Source organism: Helicobacter sp. 13S00477-4 (assembly GCF_002272785.1).
Lineage (GTDB): Bacteria > Campylobacterota > Campylobacteria > Campylobacterales > Helicobacteraceae > Helicobacter_J.
Map to the genome: position 1 here is coordinate 32,580 of NZ_MLAS01000005.1, position 20,179 is coordinate 52,758.

21 protein-coding genes and 1 other RNA gene are annotated in these 20,179 nt (G+C 32.0%); 8 read left to right on the plus strand and 14 right to left on the minus strand.

The window, feature by feature from the left end:
• Positions 1–2 precede the first annotated feature (2 nt).
• Genes BKH44_RS03465 through BKH44_RS03480 form a run of 4 tightly spaced genes read right to left on the minus strand, consistent with a single transcriptional unit; the run spans position 3 to position 5,857 of the window.
• Positions 3–1,274 carry a TolC family protein gene (locus BKH44_RS03465; RefSeq protein ID WP_095270108.1) on the minus strand — a complete coding sequence of 424 codons (1,272 nt, stop codon included), beginning with the start codon at positions 1,272–1,274 and terminating at the stop codon, positions 3–5.
• Positions 1,271–4,399: an efflux RND transporter permease subunit gene (locus BKH44_RS03470; RefSeq protein WP_095270110.1), complete on the minus strand. Its 3,129-nt coding sequence runs from the start codon at positions 4,397–4,399 to the stop codon at positions 1,271–1,273. Before BKH44_RS03470 ends, BKH44_RS03465 begins: the two co-directional genes overlap by 4 nt.
• Positions 4,396–5,427 carry an efflux RND transporter periplasmic adaptor subunit gene (locus BKH44_RS03475; protein ID WP_095270111.1) on the minus strand — a complete coding sequence of 344 codons (1,032 nt, stop codon included), beginning with the start codon at positions 5,425–5,427 and terminating at the stop codon, positions 4,396–4,398. The genes BKH44_RS03470 and BKH44_RS03475 overlap by 4 nt, the downstream gene beginning before the upstream one ends.
• Complete coding sequence (locus BKH44_RS03480; RefSeq protein ID WP_095270112.1) at positions 5,420–5,857, minus strand: MarR family transcriptional regulator; 438 nt, start codon at positions 5,855–5,857, stop codon at positions 5,420–5,422. Before BKH44_RS03480 ends, BKH44_RS03475 begins: the two co-directional genes overlap by 8 nt.
• 131 nt (positions 5,858–5,988) lie before the next feature.
• On the opposite strand from BKH44_RS03480, the gene rnpB reads away from it, so the two are divergent.
• The 7 genes from rnpB to BKH44_RS03510 all read left to right on the plus strand — a co-directional run bounded on the left by rnpB (position 5,989) and on the right by BKH44_RS03510 (position 9,936).
• Positions 5,989–6,321: RNase P RNA component class A (gene rnpB / locus BKH44_RS03485), an RNA gene on the plus strand.
• 52 nt (positions 6,322–6,373) lie between these two features.
• The gene (locus BKH44_RS03490) at positions 6,374–7,594 is read left to right on the plus strand and encodes a malic enzyme-like NAD(P)-binding protein (protein WP_095270114.1); all 1,221 of its coding nucleotides are present in this window, start codon (positions 6,374–6,376) and stop codon (positions 7,592–7,594) included.
• Positions 7,594–8,532: a 16S rRNA (cytosine(1402)-N(4))-methyltransferase RsmH gene (rsmH, locus tag BKH44_RS03495; RefSeq protein WP_095270226.1), complete on the plus strand. Its 939-nt coding sequence runs from the start codon at positions 7,594–7,596 to the stop codon at positions 8,530–8,532. Before BKH44_RS03490 ends, rsmH begins: the two co-directional genes overlap by 1 nt.
• Before the next feature lie 3 nt (positions 8,533–8,535).
• Complete coding sequence (locus BKH44_RS03500; protein WP_257842582.1) at positions 8,536–8,826, plus strand: hypothetical protein; 291 nt, start codon at positions 8,536–8,538, stop codon at positions 8,824–8,826.
• A gap of 373 nt (positions 8,827–9,199) precedes the next feature.
• Positions 9,200–9,463, plus strand: coding sequence for an HpaA family protein (locus BKH44_RS03505; RefSeq protein WP_095270115.1), 264 nt, complete (start codon positions 9,200–9,202; stop codon positions 9,461–9,463).
• Positions 9,464–9,465: 2 nt separating this feature from the next.
• A complete protein-coding gene (locus tag BKH44_RS08770) occupies positions 9,466–9,627 on the plus strand; it encodes a hypothetical protein (protein ID WP_180674098.1) in 162 nt (53 codons plus the stop codon).
• 9 nt (positions 9,628–9,636) lie between these two features.
• Positions 9,637–9,936, plus strand: coding sequence for a hypothetical protein (locus BKH44_RS03510; protein ID WP_095270117.1), 300 nt, complete (start codon positions 9,637–9,639; stop codon positions 9,934–9,936).
• A 145-nt stretch (positions 9,937–10,081) separates the two neighbouring features.
• Here BKH44_RS03510 and BKH44_RS03515 read toward each other — a convergent pair whose 3' ends face one another.
• The 10 genes from BKH44_RS03515 to ribE all read right to left on the minus strand — a co-directional run bounded on the left by BKH44_RS03515 (position 10,082) and on the right by ribE (position 19,262).
• Positions 10,082–11,164, minus strand: coding sequence for a hypothetical protein (locus BKH44_RS03515; RefSeq protein ID WP_095270118.1), 1,083 nt, complete (start codon positions 11,162–11,164; stop codon positions 10,082–10,084).
• A 180-nt stretch (positions 11,165–11,344) separates the two neighbouring features.
• Entirely contained in the window at positions 11,345–11,899 is a 555-nt protein-coding gene (locus BKH44_RS03520) for a YceI family protein (RefSeq protein ID WP_095270120.1), read from the minus strand.
• A 53-nt stretch (positions 11,900–11,952) separates the two neighbouring features.
• The gene (gene gltX / locus BKH44_RS03525; RefSeq protein ID WP_095270121.1) at positions 11,953–13,341 is read right to left on the minus strand and encodes a glutamate--tRNA ligase; all 1,389 of its coding nucleotides are present in this window, start codon (positions 13,339–13,341) and stop codon (positions 11,953–11,955) included.
• Positions 13,342–13,836: 495 nt separating this feature from the next.
• The gene (locus BKH44_RS03530; RefSeq protein ID WP_257842583.1) at positions 13,837–15,012 is read right to left on the minus strand and encodes a DegT/DnrJ/EryC1/StrS family aminotransferase; all 1,176 of its coding nucleotides are present in this window, start codon (positions 15,010–15,012) and stop codon (positions 13,837–13,839) included.
• On the minus strand, positions 14,987–15,751 hold the full coding sequence (locus tag BKH44_RS03535) for a MetQ/NlpA family ABC transporter substrate-binding protein (protein WP_095270124.1): 765 nt from the start codon (positions 15,749–15,751) through the stop codon (positions 14,987–14,989). Before BKH44_RS03535 ends, BKH44_RS03530 begins: the two co-directional genes overlap by 26 nt.
• Entirely contained in the window at positions 15,748–16,545 is a 798-nt protein-coding gene (locus BKH44_RS03540) for a MetQ/NlpA family ABC transporter substrate-binding protein (RefSeq protein ID WP_095270126.1), read from the minus strand. The genes BKH44_RS03535 and BKH44_RS03540 overlap by 4 nt, the downstream gene beginning before the upstream one ends.
• 13 nt (positions 16,546–16,558) lie before the next feature.
• Complete coding sequence (locus tag BKH44_RS03545) at positions 16,559–17,203, minus strand: methionine ABC transporter permease (RefSeq protein WP_095270127.1); 645 nt, start codon at positions 17,201–17,203, stop codon at positions 16,559–16,561.
• Positions 17,193–18,236, minus strand: coding sequence for an ATP-binding cassette domain-containing protein (locus BKH44_RS03550; protein ID WP_180674099.1), 1,044 nt, complete (start codon positions 18,234–18,236; stop codon positions 17,193–17,195). Before BKH44_RS03550 ends, BKH44_RS03545 begins: the two co-directional genes overlap by 11 nt.
• 135 nt (positions 18,237–18,371) lie before the next feature.
• Positions 18,372–18,641 (minus strand): EscU/YscU/HrcU family type III secretion system export apparatus switch protein, encoded by a 270-nt coding sequence (locus tag BKH44_RS03555; RefSeq protein ID WP_095270129.1) that lies wholly within the window; start codon positions 18,639–18,641, stop codon positions 18,372–18,374.
• Entirely contained in the window at positions 18,642–19,262 is a 621-nt protein-coding gene (gene ribE / locus BKH44_RS03560) for a riboflavin synthase (RefSeq protein WP_095270131.1), read from the minus strand.
• A gap of 105 nt (positions 19,263–19,367) precedes the next feature.
• On the opposite strand from ribE, the gene BKH44_RS03565 reads away from it, so the two are divergent.
• On the plus strand, positions 19,368–20,135 hold the full coding sequence (locus BKH44_RS03565) for a TatD family hydrolase (protein WP_095270132.1): 768 nt from the start codon (positions 19,368–19,370) through the stop codon (positions 20,133–20,135).
• Positions 20,136–20,179 lie beyond the last annotated feature (44 nt).

Sequence of the window (20,179 nt, forward strand, 5' to 3'; positions counted from 1 at the left end):
TTTTATTCACTTAAGAAATGGTTTGATTGGATTGAATTGCTGTTTAGAAGTCTATCAATTTTAGATCTTGAAATGGCTATCTCATATTTGGATTGAGTGATATTGGTTTTGGCTGTTGTTAGTAAGAACTGTGCGTTCAAGAGTTCTGTATAGGTTGCAATATTTTGTGTATATCGGTTATTTACAATGCGATAATTTTCCTCTGCTTGTTGGAGTGATATTGAAGCAAGTGAATATTGCTCTTTGGCTAATTCAAATTCATTGATGATTTTGTTGATTTGGATTTTGAGGTCTTTTTTGTATTGATTGATTTTACTTTGTAGGGCAAGATAATGGAGTTTTTTGGATTCATAGTTGTAATGATCATTTAAGCCATTGAAAATATTCCATTCAAAAACAATCCTTGCTTGGCTTTGGAGAAAATAACTTGTTCTTGCAATATTGCCTCCATTAATATACCAAAATTTTGTCCCTATAATATCAATTTTAGGCATAAATGAACCCTTAGCAATATTGATTTGTAACCGTGCTGATTGTAAGAGAGATTTTAAATGCAAATAATCAGGGCTTTCAGAAAGAACTTTAGATAAAATATCTTCTTGATTAAAATCAGCTTTTGTATTTGTATTGATATCTTCAAGTGCTTCGGGTTTGATAGGAGAATTTGTGAGCATGCTGAGTGTATTTGAGAAATATTGTAGGTTGAGTTGTGCATTTTTGAGAGCAATGTTTGCATTGGCGAGCAAAACTTCTACGCTTAAGACTTCATTTTTAGCCCTAAAGCCTTGTTTAAAAAATTGTTGTGCTTTTTGTCTTTGTGCTTCAAGAAGTTTTTTAGATTCTTGAGCAATTTTTAGAGAATCCATTGCTTGCAATGTTGATATATAAGCAATTTTAGTTTCTAATGCAACGTCTGCAATATTACTTTGAAGGATATAGTTTTGTGTTCTTTGTTCTTGTTTGGCATCCTTAATCGTGTAGTAGTCCTTAAATCCATTGAAAATATTGTATTTCGCACCAATATTGAAGTTATTAAGAAAGTAAGTTGAACTTGTATTAGGGATATTGTAGCTAAATAAATATCCAAAATCTATTCGAGGCATTAGGTTTGAAAGTTTGGCTTTGGTAATTTCTTGAGACTCAGAATAAAGATGGGTTTGTGATTTGATTTTATCACTATTTTGAATAGCCATATTGATAGCTTCTTCAATATTCATAGCAAAAGCAATATTGTGAGATATAAAAAGTATTAATAACATTAGCCAAGTTTTCATTGTTTTTCCATTTTTTTGTCTTTGAGGACAAAGAGTAAGAGTGAAGGAATGACAAAAACTGTAATGATAGTTGAAAAAACCAATCCACCAATAATGACAGCACCTAGTCCACGATAAATCTCACTGCCTGAACCTGCAAAAAATACTAAAGGGATCAATGCAAAAACACTTGTAAGCATACTCATATAAATTGGAGCGAGCCTACTTTTAGTAGCATTTAATACAGATTCATAGGCATTTATATTATATTCTTTGAAATTAATGAGTGTTTGATAAACAATTAAGATAGCATTATTAACGACACTTCCTACAAGGATAATGAAGCCTAACATTGTGATAACATCTAGGTTTTGAGGAGCGATAAATTTATTTACAAGGTATAGACCAATAAGTCCTCCAGTAGTTGCAAATGGGACGGTTAAAATGATAATAAAAGGATAAATAAAATTACTATAAAGAGCACAAAGTATCAGATAAGTAATGATAATAGCAAGCACAAAACCACCTAAAAGCTCTGTTTTAAGCTTTGTTAGTTTGCCTGCACTGCCACTAAGAGTTATGTTGTTCTCAGTATTTTTTTGAATATTTGGTAAAATATTATTTTCAATGATATCTGTTATTTTTTCAAGTGGTTTATTTCCCTTTAGATTGAGGATAATAAGTATATTTCTATTTTGTTCAAAATGTCTGATACGTGAGATGCCTAATTCGTTTTTAATGGTTGCAAGTGAGTTGATAGGTAATATTCCCCCATTTGGAGTATAGATTTGTGAATATAGGATATCTTCAGGAGATGTTTTTGATTTGGTTTGAGAAGATTTTAAGAGAATATCAATATTTTTTCCATTGTTGTCTTTGTATTGCGAAATTTTTTTCCCATCCAGTAGGACTTGTACAATGGTTCCAAAGCTTATTAGATTAAGTCCATTTAAAGCTAATGATGTTGCATTTGGATAAAGATTGATTTCTCTATTATTGATTTCTAGTGATGGGACTGTGCGGATACTAAGGTTGGGTAATTGTTTTTTTATAGCACTGATAATATCATTGGCTGTAGTGATAAGAGAATTTAAATCATTCCCATTGATATTAATATCGATGCTAGAACCACTTGAGCCACTAAAAATACTTTGTTGAAAAACAACTCCTGAAATATTGGGGATAGAATTAATAATATTTTGTGCATAGGGAATGAGTTTGTTTGCAAGTTTTGGGTTTAGGGCTGTGAGATAAAAATACATATTTGCACCAGAACTGATAAAAAAATCTTTTATAACAGGGACATCATCAGGAGACATTTGTTTATAACCATTGACTTGTAAAAATGGTTTGAAATCATCATAAATTTCTTTGATGATACGATCTTTTTCTTCCAATGATAAGCCTGGTGGAGGGCTTAGATAGCTAACGATAAAATTTTGTGAACCCTTTGGGAGATAATCAGTTTTAGGGAATGCCCAGAAGCTAAACACTGAACAAAATCCGATGAATAAAATAATAGTCAAGCTACGAGATAAGGTATTTTTGATACATAAATGCAATATATTCATCAATAGATTTGAAGTTTTTTGACCAATTTTTTCTATCAATGTGTTTATAAAACAGAAAATTTTGAATCTGATCGGTTTTATTTTAGATAATTTTTGAAGTATATACAGCATAAAAGGGGGGATGACAAATATACATACAAAAAATGAAATCAAGATTGAACTGCTTGAAGCTAATGCGATGTCTGAAAAAAGTTGACCAGCTTCGTCTTTAAGACCAATAATGGGGATGAAAATTGCTACCGTGGTGATACTGGTTGCAAATAATGCCCCTATAACCTCTTTTGTCCCAATATATGCAGCATCAAAGAGATTTTTGGTTTTATTTTTGTGTGCGATGATATTGGCAGCTACAACAATAGCACTATCAATAATCATACTGATAGCAAAAGATATCCCTGCCAAAGAAATTACATTGAGTGTCCTATTAAAAGACTCTAGTAGTATAAATGAAGCGATGATGCTAATAGGGATAATCAAAGCAATGACTATTAAAGAAGAAAAACTCCTTAAAAATAAAAACAAAACCAATACAGCCAGTATGATTCCAATGAAAATATTTTCTTTGACTTGAGAAATAGAAGATTCAATATAATACCTTTGATCTCTGCCCCAATCAATATAAAGTCCATTTTTTTTCATTATTGTAGCATTGAGTTTTTGTGTGAGTTGTTCTACTTGATTGGTTAGGTTTAATATATTTGCATTTGCATTAGGGCGGATTTGCAGAGAGATAACATTGTCATTATTATGTATATTGTAACCAGTTTTATTTTCATAACCTTGTATGATAGAAGCGATATTTTTGAGTGAGATGATTTTATTGCCTTGTGATTTGAGCACAGTTTTATAAATGTTATTGAGATCTTGATATTCTCCTATTGTTGATATACGATAATTTCGTTGATTGAAGTCAATATTACCAGCACTGATATTAGTGTTTTGTGTTTTGATAGCATTGATAACTTCATCCATTGTGATATTATTATAAGCAAGCCTTTGTGTGTCTAAAATGATTTGTATTTGTTTGCTTTGTCCACCACTCAGATAGACTTCACCAACATCATTTAGACGTTCATAATATTTGATGATATTATCATAAATAAAATTTTTATAATGATCAATGGATTCTTGATTGTCTTTTGAAGTCTTGACAAAGAGATATACTGCAATAGGGATATTTTCTCCTGTTGTTTTGATAATAGGTTTTTCAATATCTTTAGGGTATCCCCTGACTTCATCAAGTTTGGCACTTACATTTAAAAATGCCATTTTCATATCTGTATTGATATTGAATTCTAAATTGATAGTACTCATCCCATCTCTTGAGGTTGAGGTCATTGAAAGTAGACCTGGTATATTTTTGAGGTATTTTTCTTGTCTGTCAGTGATTTCTTTTTCTACTTCATAGGGTGTAGCTCCTGGATATGATGTATAAACACTAATGATAGGGCGGATAACCTGAGGGAGCAATTGATAGGGCATTTTCAAAAAAGCCAAGAAGCCAAAAAGCAGTAAAAAAATAACACCTACACAGACAATAACTGGATTTTTAAGGCAATATTGAATTGATTTCATTTTTTTCGTGTATTTTTTTCTTCAATATCACTACCATTTTGCAATCTATCTTGCCCCCGATAAACCACTTTATCCCCTTCAGATATTTTGCCTCGTATTAAGGCAAGCGAATCTTGGATAGAAAGAACTTCTATGTGTACAGCAAAAGCTTGATTGTTTTTGATTATAAAGATGCTTGGATATCCTAGATAATTAACCACACTGTCTCTTGGAACTATAAAACCTGAACTTTTGCCATCAATATTTAGCATCGCTTCTACTGGCATTCCATCTAAAAAACTTCCGTCATTTTTTAGTGCAATGTGTATAGGGAAAGTTCTTGAACGGATATCTGCTTTGGGTATCATTGCAGTGATTTTGCCACTATAACGTTTGTTATTGATGATGACATTGACATTTTGCCCGGTTTTGATATTTTTAGCAATAGAGCCGGGTATATCTACGATAGCTTCTACATCTGAGTTATTTAGGATTTGACAGACTGCTTCTCCAGTGTTGACCCATTCAGCAATATGAATTTTTTGCTCTGCAATGATACCATCAAAAGGTGCGTAAATAGTCTTTTTAGAAAGCTCTACTTTTGATATTTCAAGTTCAGATTTTAGAGCAAATACATTTGCTTCTTGTGATTTGAGTTGGTATTCAAGATTTTCATATTCTTGTAGGGGTATTGATTGGCTATCTAGAAGATTTTTATAACGTTGGAGTTCTTTTTCTTGTCTTTGTAGTGAATATTGTGCTTGATTGAGTTTTGCTTGTTTGATTTGAATGTCTTTTTGTAATAATTCATCATCTAGACTTAAAAGTTTTTGTCCTTTCTTGACTTTTTGTCCAATATGGAAATAGATTTTTTGTACTACCCCTTGACTTTGAGAAGCAATATTTGAAATCTCTTTGAAATTGATTGTGCCAATAAAGGATTCTTGTTTTTGTAAACTCCCGCTTTTGATAGGTTGGGTATTAACATAGATAGGTTTTGCGTAGGTTAAAATTGCATTCAATAAAACAATCAGAAAGATTTTATACATTTTGATTGGTAATCCTTACGATTTTGTTTAAGATTTTGAAAAATTGTTCTTCTTCTTCTTCTGTGATTGAACAAGAGAAAATGTCTATAATTTCTTGCTTGTTTTTTTTGATAGCATTTAACTTGTCTCTGCCTTGAGGAGTGATAGATATTTTTGTGATACGGTTATCTTCTTTTTCTTGAATTTTTTTAACAAACTGTTTTTTACACAAGGATTCTATAGTGCGTGAAATTGTTCCTTTGTCTTTTAGGGTGATATTGGAGAGATCTGTGATATTGAGTGTCCCTTCTTTTTCTAATATGGCTAAGATACCAACTTGTTCAATACCAATGTTGAATGGTCGAAGTTTTTGGGCAAAAAAATTTTTTATCTGTCTGGAAGCCAGGATAATCGAAAAAACTATTTCTTTATGTTCTTCGCATTGATGCATTGATAAAAAATATTCCCTTTCTGTAAAATGGTTTTCTAAAAATTTTTTGAAGATTTTTCATGTTTATCATAGCATAAAAGTCATAGAATTGTAGTTGGTTTTTAAGTTAGTTTTTAGTAAAATATCATATACAGGCATAACAGGTGGTTGCTCCAAAAAGTTGTTAAAATTGGAGAGGAAAGTCCGAGCTGCAAAGACAGGATTCCATTTAACAAATGGCCAGTGTAAACTGAGGGAAAGTGCAACAGAAATAAAACTGCCCAATATTTTTGGGTAAGGGTGAAATGGTGAGGTAAGAGCTCACCGGGATTTAAGCGATTAGATCTGACCGTGTAAACCCAATCTGCAGCAAGAAGAGTATGGTTAAAGTCTTCTTTTAGCTCTTCGCTTGAGGTTTGTTGTGAAACAAATCCTAGATAAATAACCACCCTTGACAGAACTCGGCTTATCGTTATGCCTGTAGATGATTTTATTTAATGATATAAATTTTAGATTTGAAAATTAAGGTAAAAATTTATGAATGAAGTTGACTCAAAATTTCAAGCACAATATCAAAAAGCACTTGATTATCATAAAAATGGTAAATTAAAAGTCGAACCTAGAAGTCCATTAAAATCTCAAGAAGATTTATCACTTGCTTATTCGCCGGGTGTAGCTATCCCTTGTAAAGAAATACATCAAGATATACTTAAGGCTTATGATTATACTTCAAAATCACATTTAGTCGCTGTTATCAGTAATGGAACAGCTGTATTGGGATTAGGTGATATTGGAGCCATTGCTAGTAAGCCTGTAATGGAAGGCAAGGCAATTTTATTTAAAACTTTTGGCGATATTGATGCCTTTGATATTGAGATTAATGAGACAGATGTTGATGCTTTTGTTGCTGTTGTGAAAGCTATTTCCCCTACTTTTGGAGGGATAAATCTTGAAGATATAAAAGCTCCGGAATGTTTTGAAATAGAGCGACGTTTGGTAGAAGAACTTGATATTCCTGTCATGCATGATGATCAGCATGGTACAGCTATTGCCTCAAGTGCTGCTATTATAAATGCATCTTTTATTATCAGCAAACCTATTGAATCTATGCGTGTGGTTATCAGTGGAGCAGGTGCTGCAGCAATAGCTTGTGCAAAAATGTATAAGGAATTAGGTGTAAAAGAAATTATTATGTTTGATAGTCGAGGGGTTATTTATTCTGGCAGGAGTGATTTGGAAGGACTTAAAAAAGAATTTGCAGTTCAAAAGCATTATGTTTCTTATGAAGAAGCACTAAAGGGTGCAGATGTTTTTTTAGGACTTTCTAAGGCTGATTTGCTCAAGGCTGAAGATATTATGGGGATGAATGAAAATCCATTGATTTTTGCTATGAGCAATCCTATTCCTGAGATACTCCCCGAAGTTGTTCACACAGCTCGTCCTGATGCTATTATGGCTACTGGAAGGAGTGATTATCCCAATCAGATCAATAATGTTTTAGGTTTTCCTTATATTTTCAAAGGTGCTTTAGAGGTTCGAGCTAAGAAAATAAATGAGGCAATGAAATTTGCTGCTGCTTATGCTATAGCTTATTTAGCTAGGGAACCTGTAGAAGAAGAATTGAAAAAAATTCATGATCGTGATTTGAGTTTTGGCAAAGAGTATTTAATCCCTTCCCCTTTTGATAGTCGTTTGAAAGAAAAAGTTTCAAGAGCTGTTGCTCAGGCAGCTATAGAAAGTGGCATGGCTCAACTTTGATTTGCCAAGCCAAGATTTTGCATAAACCTGTTTTGCTTAATGAAGTACTTGAACTTTTTTCAGGTATAGAAGAGGGTATTATTGTTGATTGTACTTTAGGCTTGGGAGGTCATAGTGAAGCAATCTTGCAGGCAAAGCCAAATATAAGAGTTATTGGGATTGATAGGGATGAAGAAGCAATAAGATACGCTACCCAAAGGCTTGAAAAATTTGGTAAAAGATTTTCTTATATTAATGGGAGATTTGCAGATAAATTTAAAGAGATTTTATCTGAGAATAGGGTGCATATAAGGGGGGTGTTAGCTGATATTGGTGTAAGTTCTTTGCAACTTGATGGAGATCATAGAGGCTTTGGATTTCATTCAGATGTATTGGATATGCGGATGGATACGAAGCAAAGTCTAGATGCAAAAGTTATTGTCAATCGTTATTCATTGTATGAATTGCAAAATATTTTGAGGGATTTTGGCGAAGTTAAGGAATATAAAAGAATGGCTACCCTTATTGTGCAACGGCGAGTTGAGAAACCCTTTGAGAGTGCACAAGATTTGAGTAATTTTTTGCAAAAATATTTTAAAAATTCTAGGATACACCCTGCAACACTTGCTTTTCAGGCTATTCGTATTGAAGTGAATGATGAGTTAAGACAATTACAACTACTTTTAGAATCTGCTTCTGAGCTTAAAAATGCTATTTTGGGTTTGATTACTTTCCATTCTTTGGAAGATAGATTGGTTAAAAATACATTCAGACAATGGACAAAATCTTGTATATGTGATGCTTCTATCTATAAATGTGAGTGTGGTAATAATCATTCAAAAGGTAAACTGATAACTAAAAAGCCTATTATACCAACATTTCAAGAGATTGCTTCAAATCCAAGATCGCGTAGTGCTAAATTGAGAGCTTTTATTTTTGAGAAAGATGATATGGAGTAAGGAATGGATTCAAAAGAATATCAAAGGATTGATAGTGATGAAAAAGATGCTTTATTATTTGTAGAAGAACAAAAAGGAGTCAGTATCAATGTTCTTTTTGGCGTTTATGCGATTTTGATTTTCTCTCTCCTTTTTTGCCTTCCTAAGATTTATTTAACTTCTAATATTTATTATGTGAGTCGTGATATTGATAAGCTCCAGACTCAACAAACTTTGCTCAAAGAAGAAAACAATCGATTGGAACGCGAACTAGAGGATGTAAAATTTAAATATTTGATGATGAATTTGGATTGATTTATCTTTGGATGAAAATCCATTGTATATTTTTCTAACTTTATATATTTGTTTAATTTCTCCTATTTTAGCAAGTTTAACTTGATTATTTTAATGAAATTTTGATATTAAAATAGATTTTTTTATCATATGCTCAATTTTTATTATTTTTCTATTGACACCCCCCCCCCCTCCTATAAATTATAATTATATTTTTAGTTCAAGTTTTAAAATAATTGTATTAAATGATTTATTTAACTTGAATTGAATATATTTTAAAATGGAGCAATCAAATGAAATTTTATCTTGATAGCAATTCAGCTAGCCTAGAAGGATTTTATCAGGCTTTAGGAAAAATAAAAGTTAGGTTTTGGAGCCATTGTCAGGGGAAGTAATGGATACCCTTAATATTGATATAAATAGATTTAATATCAAAGCTTCATTTAAAGTTTCATCAGAAGGAAATGCAGGAACTTTTTTACTCCCTAAGGGCTGGGCTGAACCTGATATGAAGGACAATAGTCTTGATTCTATGAGGAAAGTATTGAATGAACTTTGGGTAAAAATACTTGATAAGATTGATAATAAAATTGTCTATCAAACACTTAATGGATACGAAAAAGATATTAAAGAAATCAAATCAAATAAAAGATTTTAACAATGTTTAGTAAAATATTATTTATATTTACCCTATTCATATTTTTATCTGGGAATATTTTGTTTGCTGATGAGGGAGATTTAGGTGTTGGAGATTATAAACAAAATCAAGGTTGGCATTTTAATCTCAGTGCGGAAGGCTCATTTGTATTCCCTACTACATGAGATATCTTGATGATTTTCGATTTCAATCCAATAGCTATTCAAATATCTTATGGTCTGAATGAAAAGATTGCATTAGGGGCAGGGGTAGGTTTGGGTGCACAACTTGGTGTGTATGAAATTGGTAGGAGAAAAGAATATAATGGAAGCACGACAAAATATTATACTTATGGAGAGACTAGCTATTCTTTACCTTTGAATTTTGATTTGTCTTATGAGCATTATTTAGGGACAAGTTATACGTTTGGAGGTATAATTGATAGTTTGAGTGTATATTTTGGATTTCATAATCCAGCTTTTCATAGTTTTTGAAAATAGGTTATACACCTTATATTAAGACTAATAGCAAGATTGGTAAAACTATTAAGGATGCAAAACTTTCTGGTTTTTTTGTTTCAATTGGTGTGGATTATTTTAGTTTTTAATCATCAGGACATGTATTGAATAAAATTAGATTTTATTCAATATTTTGTTTGATTTTTTTGAATAATTTGTGTGTATCTAGCGAAATAGTGAGCATTTGTTGAGAAGCAACAGTTTTTGGAGTGAAATGGAAAATAAAACTTATGCGTGCAGTTAAAATATCATTTTTGTATTCATAATAAAAATCTGCTCGGTCATAATTTGTGGCTTGATAAAAAGGTAATCCATTATAAAAATCTTCCCCATATTGAGAAAAATATTTCATCTGAGGTTTTCCAAAATAATAGCTGTTTTTGATCCCAAACCCTTTATATTGTATTCCAGCATCAAACTCCCAACCAAGCCCATTATAAAAAGGATCTAATCCTGTACTTAATCTTCGTTTTCTCTCTAAGCTTGAGATTGTTCCAAATTGAACATAAGCTTTATCCATAAAAGGCATCAAGGTTTTTAGGCTAGAACCTACGTAGAGATTGTAATAGATGCGATCAAGTAAGTAAGTATCTCCATTTGAACCATCTTTAGCTAGGTATTCGTCATTTTTAAAATGATACATCAAGAAATTTCCCCCAATATAAAGGTATTCTTGTAAAAATTTGAATTCTGAAGATGCTAACACCATAAATTCATCAAGTCTTTTGGATAGGTTCCCTCCATACCAGTCAAAAATAAATTCTGCATATCCATTAACATTATTTTGAGGTTTGTATTGGAATAATAACCCATTGATATTGGGGTTGAAAAAATAAAAATCATTGCGGAAAAAACTTAATGGATAATGTGCAATAGAATGTGTTCTTCGGAATATACCAAAGTAGCCGCGAAATTTTTCACCAATAGCACTATAATAAATAGAAGCATTTGCTTTGGTGGGGAATTTTTGTTCACCCATATTTTGAATGGCATAGCCTCCGATCATTAAAGATTGATGATTATCAAAGGCAATGCCAATCTCAGGGGCTAATCTTACTCCATAGATAGTCCTAGTAGCCCAATAAGGATCAGAATCTTCAAGATTATCTAAATAAAAATCAAATCCTAAGGAGTATTTCCATTCATAAGCTTCAAGATGTCCTGATAAAAGACATAAAAATAAAAAAAAACAAATCCAACGCATAGAACACCTTTTATACAATTTTTAAAATTGTATAAAATTAAGCTTTGAACTTGTTAAAGACATAAAGATATTGATGATTGTTTGAATTTTGTTAGATAACTTATTGTATTCAAAATTATATAGATTATGGTTTAGAAATATTTTGAAAAATTAAAACCAAAATATTTCTAAACTAGAAAGTTATTCAGAAGCTTCTATTTGAATGTTTACTTTTACTTCATCGCTTACAATTGTATTTGGGGTATCTACACCTACTTGAAAATCTTTTCTATTGATTTTACCCTCAATATCAAGTGCCATCAATTGTTTTTTAGTCATTGGATTGGTGACTGGACCACTCACTTTTACTTCCCAAACTACTGGTTTGGTGATACCTCTAATAGTGAGGTCTCCATAAAGTTTATCACCTTCTTGTTTGGTCATTTTGAAAGTACCTTTTGGGAATTTTTGTAAATCAAAAAAGTCATTGGCTTTGAGGTGAGTGTCTCGTTTTGAATTTTTTGTATCTACAGAAGAAATGCTGATTTCTCCTTGCAGTTTATTTATTTTTTTTGTACTAGGGTCAATATCTAAGATGCCATCAAAGTTATTGAATACCCCATTAACCTTACTAATAAGCATATGTTTTACTTCAAAATTTACTGAAGAATGCGATTTGTCAATAGTGAAGTTTTTTGCGATCATAGGACTTAGAGAAAGTGCTGAGATAAGAGCGATTGAAAGAAACTTTTTCATTGTTTTTCCTTTTTGGATTTATTTAAAATTCATCTTATTTTACTCATAAAAAGTTAAGGGTTTATGAAGGGAGTAAAATTTTGAATCCTTTTGATAGTCTCTTCTTTGCCAATGATATAGATTGCTTGGGCTAGCCCTATGCCTCCAGATTTACCAAGCAATGCAATACGTAGTGGTTGCATTAGCTCAGCAGGTTTGAGGGAATATTTTTGTAAAAAAGATTGTATATGTTTGTCGAAATCCTCTTGAGTTAGCAAATCTGAATTTGTAAATGAATTTATAAAATCATTCAAAATATTTTTAGCTGAAGGGTTTATTTTTTTAAGGCTTTTTTCATCATAGGTATTTGGAGATGTGAGTATTTCATTTGCCATAATACTGAATTCTTTTAAAGTCTGGACCCTATCTTTGAGTTCATTGTATAATACATCTTTTTTTTTGCCATTAATAATAGGGCAATCAAAAGGTTTGAGTAAATTTTCTAGGATATCATTGGATTTTTCTTTAATATAGTGAGCATTAAGCCAAAGGAATTTTTCTTGATTGTAGCTGCTTGGAGAAGAATTAAGGTTTTTAGGATCAAAAAGATTTAGCATTTCTTTGAGGTTGAATATTTCTTGATCTTTGTGACTCCACCCTAGACGAATGAGGAAATTCAAGATCGCTTCAGGTAGGTAACCTGCGTCTTTATAGTCCATCACGCTCATAGCCCCATCTCGTTTACTGAGTTTGTGCCCTTGATGATTGAGTATCATTGGGACATGATAAAATTTTGGGATTTTTAATCCTAATGCGTTGTAAATGATGATTTGTTTTGGGGTATTTGAAAGATGGTCATCTCCGCGTATGACATCAGTGATACCCATCAAAGCATCATCAATCGTCACGACAAAATTATAAGTAGGACTCCCATCACTTCGAGCGATGATAAAGTCATCAACTTCTTTGGATTCTACTTTAATGATACCTTTGACACCATCCTCAAATTCTATAAAACCTTCTAATGGAGCCTTTATGCGTACTACTGGAGAAATATTTTTTGGAGGAATACCTGTGAAATCTCGGTAACGGTTATCATATTTTGGTGTTTTTCCCTCTGCTTTTTGTTTTTCTCTTAAAGATTCAAGTTCTTCTTTGCTCATATAGCAATAATAAGCTTTATTTTCGCTGATAAGTTTATTAATATAGGTTTTGTATAAATCAAAACGTTTTGATTGATAAATAACCTCTCCATCATAATCCAATCCTACCCATTCAAATGATTCAAGGATAGCTTTTGTAGCTTCTTGAGAGTTTCTTGCCATATCCGTATCCTCAATCCTAAGGAAAAATTTTCCCTGATGAGCTCTGGCATAAAGATAATTAAATAATGCTGTTCGTAAGCCACCTATATGTAGATGACCTGTAGGAGATGGGGCAAACCTAGTTCTGATTTCATTCATTAATATTCCTTGTTTGATATTCAATGAGATTTTACTAAAATTTTATATAAGCCTATATCAATCTATAAAACCCCATATAAAACATAAGTTATTTGAATAACTAAATAACTCAAGCTCATTTTTTTCTCTATTTAAAATCTTTATAAAATTCTCTGATAAATTGACAATCATTATAACTCAATAGCTTCCTGTGTTTTTATAATGTGATTTTGTATTTACCATAAAGTGGGTTGCTAAAAAATGTACTTTCATTGTCATATGTAAGGAATAAAACTAAACTATTCTTTGCTTAGATTTAATATGAAGTTATATAGAATTCTAAAAAAATTAATTAAAATTTTTATATTTTAAAATATATTAAGATTTGAATTTATTTTTAATATTGCCATTTATTTTAGTTTTCAGTGGTATATTACATTAATTTATACGAAGGAAAAATATGGATTTTAAAGATTATATAAATATTGAATTTTTTGTAAGTAAGATTGTAATACTTTATTTAATTAAATTTTGCAATTCTTGGAATTTGTTTGCAATATATTCTATTTCTTTTTCTCTGATATGTGTGCCTATTGGAAGACTAAGAATTTCTTTAGAGTATTCTTTAGCATATTGATTAGAGGAAACCTTGCAGTTATCTAAAGAGTTGATAAAAGGTAGACTACCTAAGTCTTGAGGGTAGTGTATGCCACAAGCTATATTGTTTTTTTCTAAAAAATCCAGGATTATTTTTCTTTTACCTTTAAACTTATTAATAAGTCTGATGACATATAAATGCCATACATTGGAATCTTGGTAATCTGTTTTGGGTGGGAGTAGAATATTTTGGAATACAGAAAGGTGTTTGTCATAGATTTTGGAGATATTTTGTCGGTATTGATTGTTAGTTTGGAGATATTTTAGCTTGATATCTAAGATAGCTGCTTGGATTGTGTCTAATCTTGAGTTTCTACCAACAAGGCTATGGTCATATTTATTATTTTTAATCCCATGATTGGCAATGATTTTGCATTTTTCTATCAAATCAATTTCATTGCTTACGATAGCCCCACCATCGCCATAAGCACCTAAGTTTTTTCCTGGATAAAAGCTAAAACAACCTATATCACCGATACTACCAATGCTTTTTGGTTTACCATGATAGAGTATTTTAGCTCCATGTGCTTGGGAGCAATCTTCAATTATCTTGAGGTTATGTTTGTTTGCAATCTTTAAGATAGACTCCATATCGCAAGCTCTGCCATAGAGATGGACAACCATAATAGCTGAAGTTTTTGACGTGATGGCATTTTGTATTTTTATAGGATCAATGAGATAATCTTCACCACAATCGACTAATACTGCTTGATGACCAGTATTTAAAATGGCTTCAAGCGAGGCTATGAAGGTATTGGATGGGAGAATAATCTCGCTATTTTTTGGTAAATTCAGTGATTTGATAGCGATTTCAAGTGCATCTGTTCCATTACCCACCCCAACACAACCTTTTGTTTGAGTGAATGTAGCAAAATGATTTTCAAATTCCCTAAGGGGTTCACCACCAATAAAATTTGCTTTTTGGATAATATTAACGATAGCCCTGTGGATTTCGGGCTTTATGTTTTGATATTCTTTGAATAGGTCAAGGGATTTGATTTGCATAGTTTTAGAATGCTGGGATAATCTCGCCATTGTAATTATCTAAGATAAATTTTTTTACTTTTTGGCTTTGGAGTGCTTTTTTTAGCTCAATGATGTCTTTTCTGTTTTTTTCATCTTCTCTGATGACCAAGAGATTGGCATAAGGAGAATCAGGACCTTCTGTAAAAAGAGCGTCTTTGATAGTTAATCCAGCTTGTAAGGCATAATTTCCATTGATGATAGCTCCATCAAGATCATTAAGTGTTTTGGTAAGCATAGCAGCTTCTAGTGGACGAATTTTGAGATTTTTTGGGTTTTTGATAATGTCAAATTCATTTGAAAAGAGATTATTGGGGTCTTTGAGTGTGATAAGTCCTTGTTTGTGTAGTAAAATAAGTGCTCTACCTCCATTGCTAGGATCATTAGGAATCCCAATAGAAGCACCATTTTTTAGTTCATCAATGGATTTTATTTTTTTAGAATAAAAACCTAAAGGCTCAATGTGAATTTTTGCAATTCCAATAAGGTGTAGATGCCTATCTTTATTGAATTTTTCTAAATAAGGTCCGTGTTGGATGAAATTAGCATCCAGAGATTTATCAGCCAATGAGAGGTTTGGTGTGACATAGTCAGTGAATTCAATGACTTTGAGTTCAATACCCTTTTTTTTCAAATCAGGGATGATAGCTTTGAGTATTTGTGCTTGTGGGACTGGGGTTGCACCGACTTTTAAAACTCCTGCTTGCATGAAACTAAGTGTTAAAAGTAAAATAAAGCCTATTTTTTTCATTTGTTTTTCCTTGTTTGTGAGGGATTTTGTGCTGGGAGGATTTCTCCTTTGTATTTATTCAAGATAAACTTTTTTATTTCTGGACTCAAAAGCACTTTTTTAAGTTTTTGAATATCAGGATTATTTTGATTGTCTCTTCGTGATGCTAGGACATTCATATAAATGGATTTGTCATTTTCATGAAAAAAAGCTTGTTTGAGGCTAAAACCTGCCTGAAGAGCATAGTTTGCATTGATAATAGCTGCATCGACTCCATCTAGGATTTTTGGCAACATTGCTGCTTCGACTTGCTTGAATTTGAATTTTTTTGGGTTATCAATGATATCAAATTCTGTAGAATCTGTATTTGAAGGATCTTTTAGTTTGATGAGATTGAAATCATTGAGTAAAATAAGAGCTCGAGAATAATTTGTTGGATCATTAGGGAGTGCTATGGTAGCACCTTTTTTTATATCTGCTAGATTTTTATACTTTTTGGAATAAAATCCAAGTGGGACGACATAAATAGGATCAAGTGCTATGAGATGAAAACCTCTGTCTTTGTTCATCTTCTCTAAAAAAGGTTTGTGTTGATAGAGATTTGCATCACTAGAGCCTTCATTTAATGATATATCTGGGGTTACATAATCAGTGAAGTTTTGGATAATCAAATTCACCCCTTCTTTGGATAAGATTGGTTTAGCAAATTGGAGTATTTCGGCTGCTGGGACTGGGGTTGCACCGACTTTAAGATCACCTCCAAATGATACAGTAACTATCAAAATGGGAAGTATAAGTGCATTGCGTAATTTCATTATTATCTCCTTATTATTTATATTTTCTGAGTCGCTTAGCAATTAAATCACCAATACTCTGAATGATTTGCACTAAAATAATAATAGTAATGACTGAATAAAACAATATATCTGGGCGATAAGTCTGATAGCCAATACGGATTGCTAAATCTCCTAGTCCACCTGCTCCAACAGCTCCTGCCATTGCAGAGTATCCGATAAGAGAAATAGTAGTGATGGTGAGTGCATTCACCAAAGAGGGGAGGCTTTCACTAACCATCATTTTAACAATAATGAATTTATTGGCTCCTATACTTTGGGCTGCTTCAATGAGTCCTTTAGGGACTTCGGCTAGTGCTGCTTCAAAGAGTCGTGCTACAAAAGGGATAGCAGATATTGAAAGTGGTATGATGGCAGCTGTGCTACCAATACTTGTTCCAATCATAAAACGCGATAATGGAAGTAATAATATAATCAATATGATAAAGGGAAATGAACGAGCAGTATTGACAACCCCACCCAAAATTTTATTAACCAGTGGCATTGGAGCTATGCCATCTTTTTGTGTGATCTGTAAAAATATACCTAAAGGCAATCCAAAAATAACAGCAAAAATACAAGAAAAAAAGACCATATAAAGGGTCTCAAATGTAGAGTTATAAATCATATTAAATATCATTTGACCTACCTAAATTGTGAATAGTTAAGCCTTTTTCTTTGAGATAAATTATAGAATTTTTGATTTTGTCTTGCCCTCCAGTGAATTTGATTACCAAATGCCCAATACTTTCTGTGGCGAGCTCTTCAATATTTCCTGATAATATATTAGCATCAATATCAAATCGTTTGATGATATCAGAAATTAATGGTTCATTAGCATTTTCTCCAGTAAAAATGATTTCATAAACATTGGTTTGATCTTTGAGAGAAGATAGGATGTGTTTATTGTCTGTTGGGGGGAGGTAGGAGATCAGTTCTTTGGTGATTTCGTTTTGAGGATTGCTAAAAACTTCGTGTACAAGACCCTTTTCAATAATCTCTCCATCACTCATCACACACATTTTATTGCAGATTTCCTTGATGACTTCTATTTGGTGAGTGATGAGGACTACAGTGAGGTTGAATTTTTTTTGAATATCTTTAAGTAGTTTTAGGATGGATTTTGTAGTTTTTGTATCTAGAGCACTTGTGGCTTCATCACAAAGGAGTATTTTAGGGTGGTTTGCAAGTGCTCTGGCTATGGCTACTCTTTGTTTTTGTCCTCCACTGAGTTGGCTTGGATAAAAATTGACTTTTTCTGTGAGTCCTACAATTTCAAGTAATTCTAAAACTCTTTTACGAATATCTTGTTTCTTCCAATGAGCAATCTCAAGAGAGAAAGAGATATTATCAAAAACATTCCTGCTGCTCAATAGATTGAAATGTTGAAAAATCATACCAATTTTTTGACGTGTTTTTTGTAATTCTTTAGGTTTGAGTGTGAGCATATTGATACTATCAACTGTAATATAGCCAGTAGTAGGTTCTTCAAGTCGGTTTATGAGACGAATGAGGGTTGATTTTCCTGCACCAGAATAGCCAATAATGCCCATAATATCACCTGCATTTACTTCTAAATCAAGTTTTTTAATAGCACAAAATCCATTTGGATATGTTTTGGATATATCTTTTAAAGTAATTATAACAAGCTCCTTATGTGGAATTGCACACATTAAACCAATTATTCAAATTTGGTTCGAATTCTATATTAATTTTTTATAAACACGATTTGTATTTGTATTTTATTCGGGTATTTTATTTTTCAGTGTTACAAATATTCTCAAAGTTTAATTCAGATATATTTTAATTTAGCTTAATTGTGAAGTATTTTCTGTGTTTTTTAGCCAAATAAAGATTTCTATGATACTTTCATAGAGCTCTTCAGGAATAGAATCTTGAATTTGAATTTTTGTGAGCGAATCAGCTAATTCAGGGTTAGCAAAAATAGGTATTTGGAATTCTTTTGCTTTAATAATAATACTTTTTGCTAATTCGCCTATCCCTGAAGCAACGACTTTAGTCGTGCCATTGATTTCAGAATTATAAGCTAATGCAGCTGCTTTGAGGGTGTTTTTCATTCAGTAACTTAATAGGATAGAATTGATTTCATCCCAAGAATGAGAGTTTGATGTTTTGTCACGTTTCTTTAATAAATGAGCAATACTCCTTACTAAAATGTCAGTCTCTATATTTACCCTTCTACCACTTACATAGGTATGAAATAATGTATGTTGGAAGGTATATGGGATGACAGTGACTTTGAAATTTTGGGCAGAAATATCAGATACAGTGAGGCTTATTCCATCTATGGTAATAGAGCCTTGAGGGATAATGAGGTTTAGGATTTCTTTGTTTGCTTGGATTATAAAATCAGTTTGATTATAATTTGGTGAAATGGTTTTGATAAGACCAATACCATCAATATGCCCTTGTACAAAATGTCCATCAAGACGTGAATTTGCCAATAAGGCAGGTTCAATATGGACAAGGTTTTGATAATTTTCTATTGCTATGTATTGTTGAGTGTGTTTGCTAAGCTCTACCTCAAAGCCATTTTTAGTAATTTTGATGACTGTGAGGCAGGCACCATTCACGGCAATGCTATCCCCAATTTCTGGTTTATAGGTGCTTTGTAGACATAAAATATTATTTTGAATTTTTTTTACTTTTGCAATTTCTCGTATGAGACCACTAAACAAATTAGATTCCTTATTTTCTCATTGTTAAAATATCTTTTTTTTGAGTTAGAATGTTATATCAAATTTTTTGTAGATTTTACCATAACAATATTAAGGGACAATCAAATGAGTTGTTTGATAGACACGCATTGCCATTTGGATAATGAGATTTATGAAAATGATTTAGAAGATGTAATCAAACGTGCTATGGAAAATGGTATAAAAAAGATTATTATTCCAGCAGCTGATCCCAAAGATTTACCAAAGGCTATAGAAATTGTAAATAAATATGAACATATTTATTTTGCAGTTGGTATCCATCCAGATGAGGTAATGAATGCCAATCTTGAAGGAATAAGGCAATATGTTCATCATCCTAAATGTGTTGCTATTGGTGAATGCGGCCTGGATTATTATCGTTTGCCACCACACGAAAAAAGGGAAGAACTTAAAAAGATTCAAAAAGAGACTTTCAGGCATCATATAGAATTGGCTATTGAGGTCAATAAACCCCTAATTGTACATATACGTGAAGCTAGTTTTGATGCTTTTGAGATTTTGAAAGTATATAAGGTAAGGGGTGTTTTGCATTGTTTTAATGCAGATGAAATTTTATTAGAGCTTTCAGATAGATTTTATTATGGAATTGGTGGGGTGGCTACTTTTAAAAATGCGAAAAAAATTGTAGAAATTATGCCAAGAATACCTAAAAATAGGATTGTGCTTGAAACAGATGCACCTTATTTGACTCCACATCCTCATCGTGGAGAACGTAATGAGCCAATGTATATTCCTTTGGTTGTGGAAAAACTCTCTGAAATCCTCGGATTATCTGCTTTTGATATTGGAATGTTGAGTACCCAAAATGCTTTTGATTTGTTTGGTGAGATTTGAGGATTAGATATTAGGATTTTGAGTTTTAAGTATTTTTCAAGTAG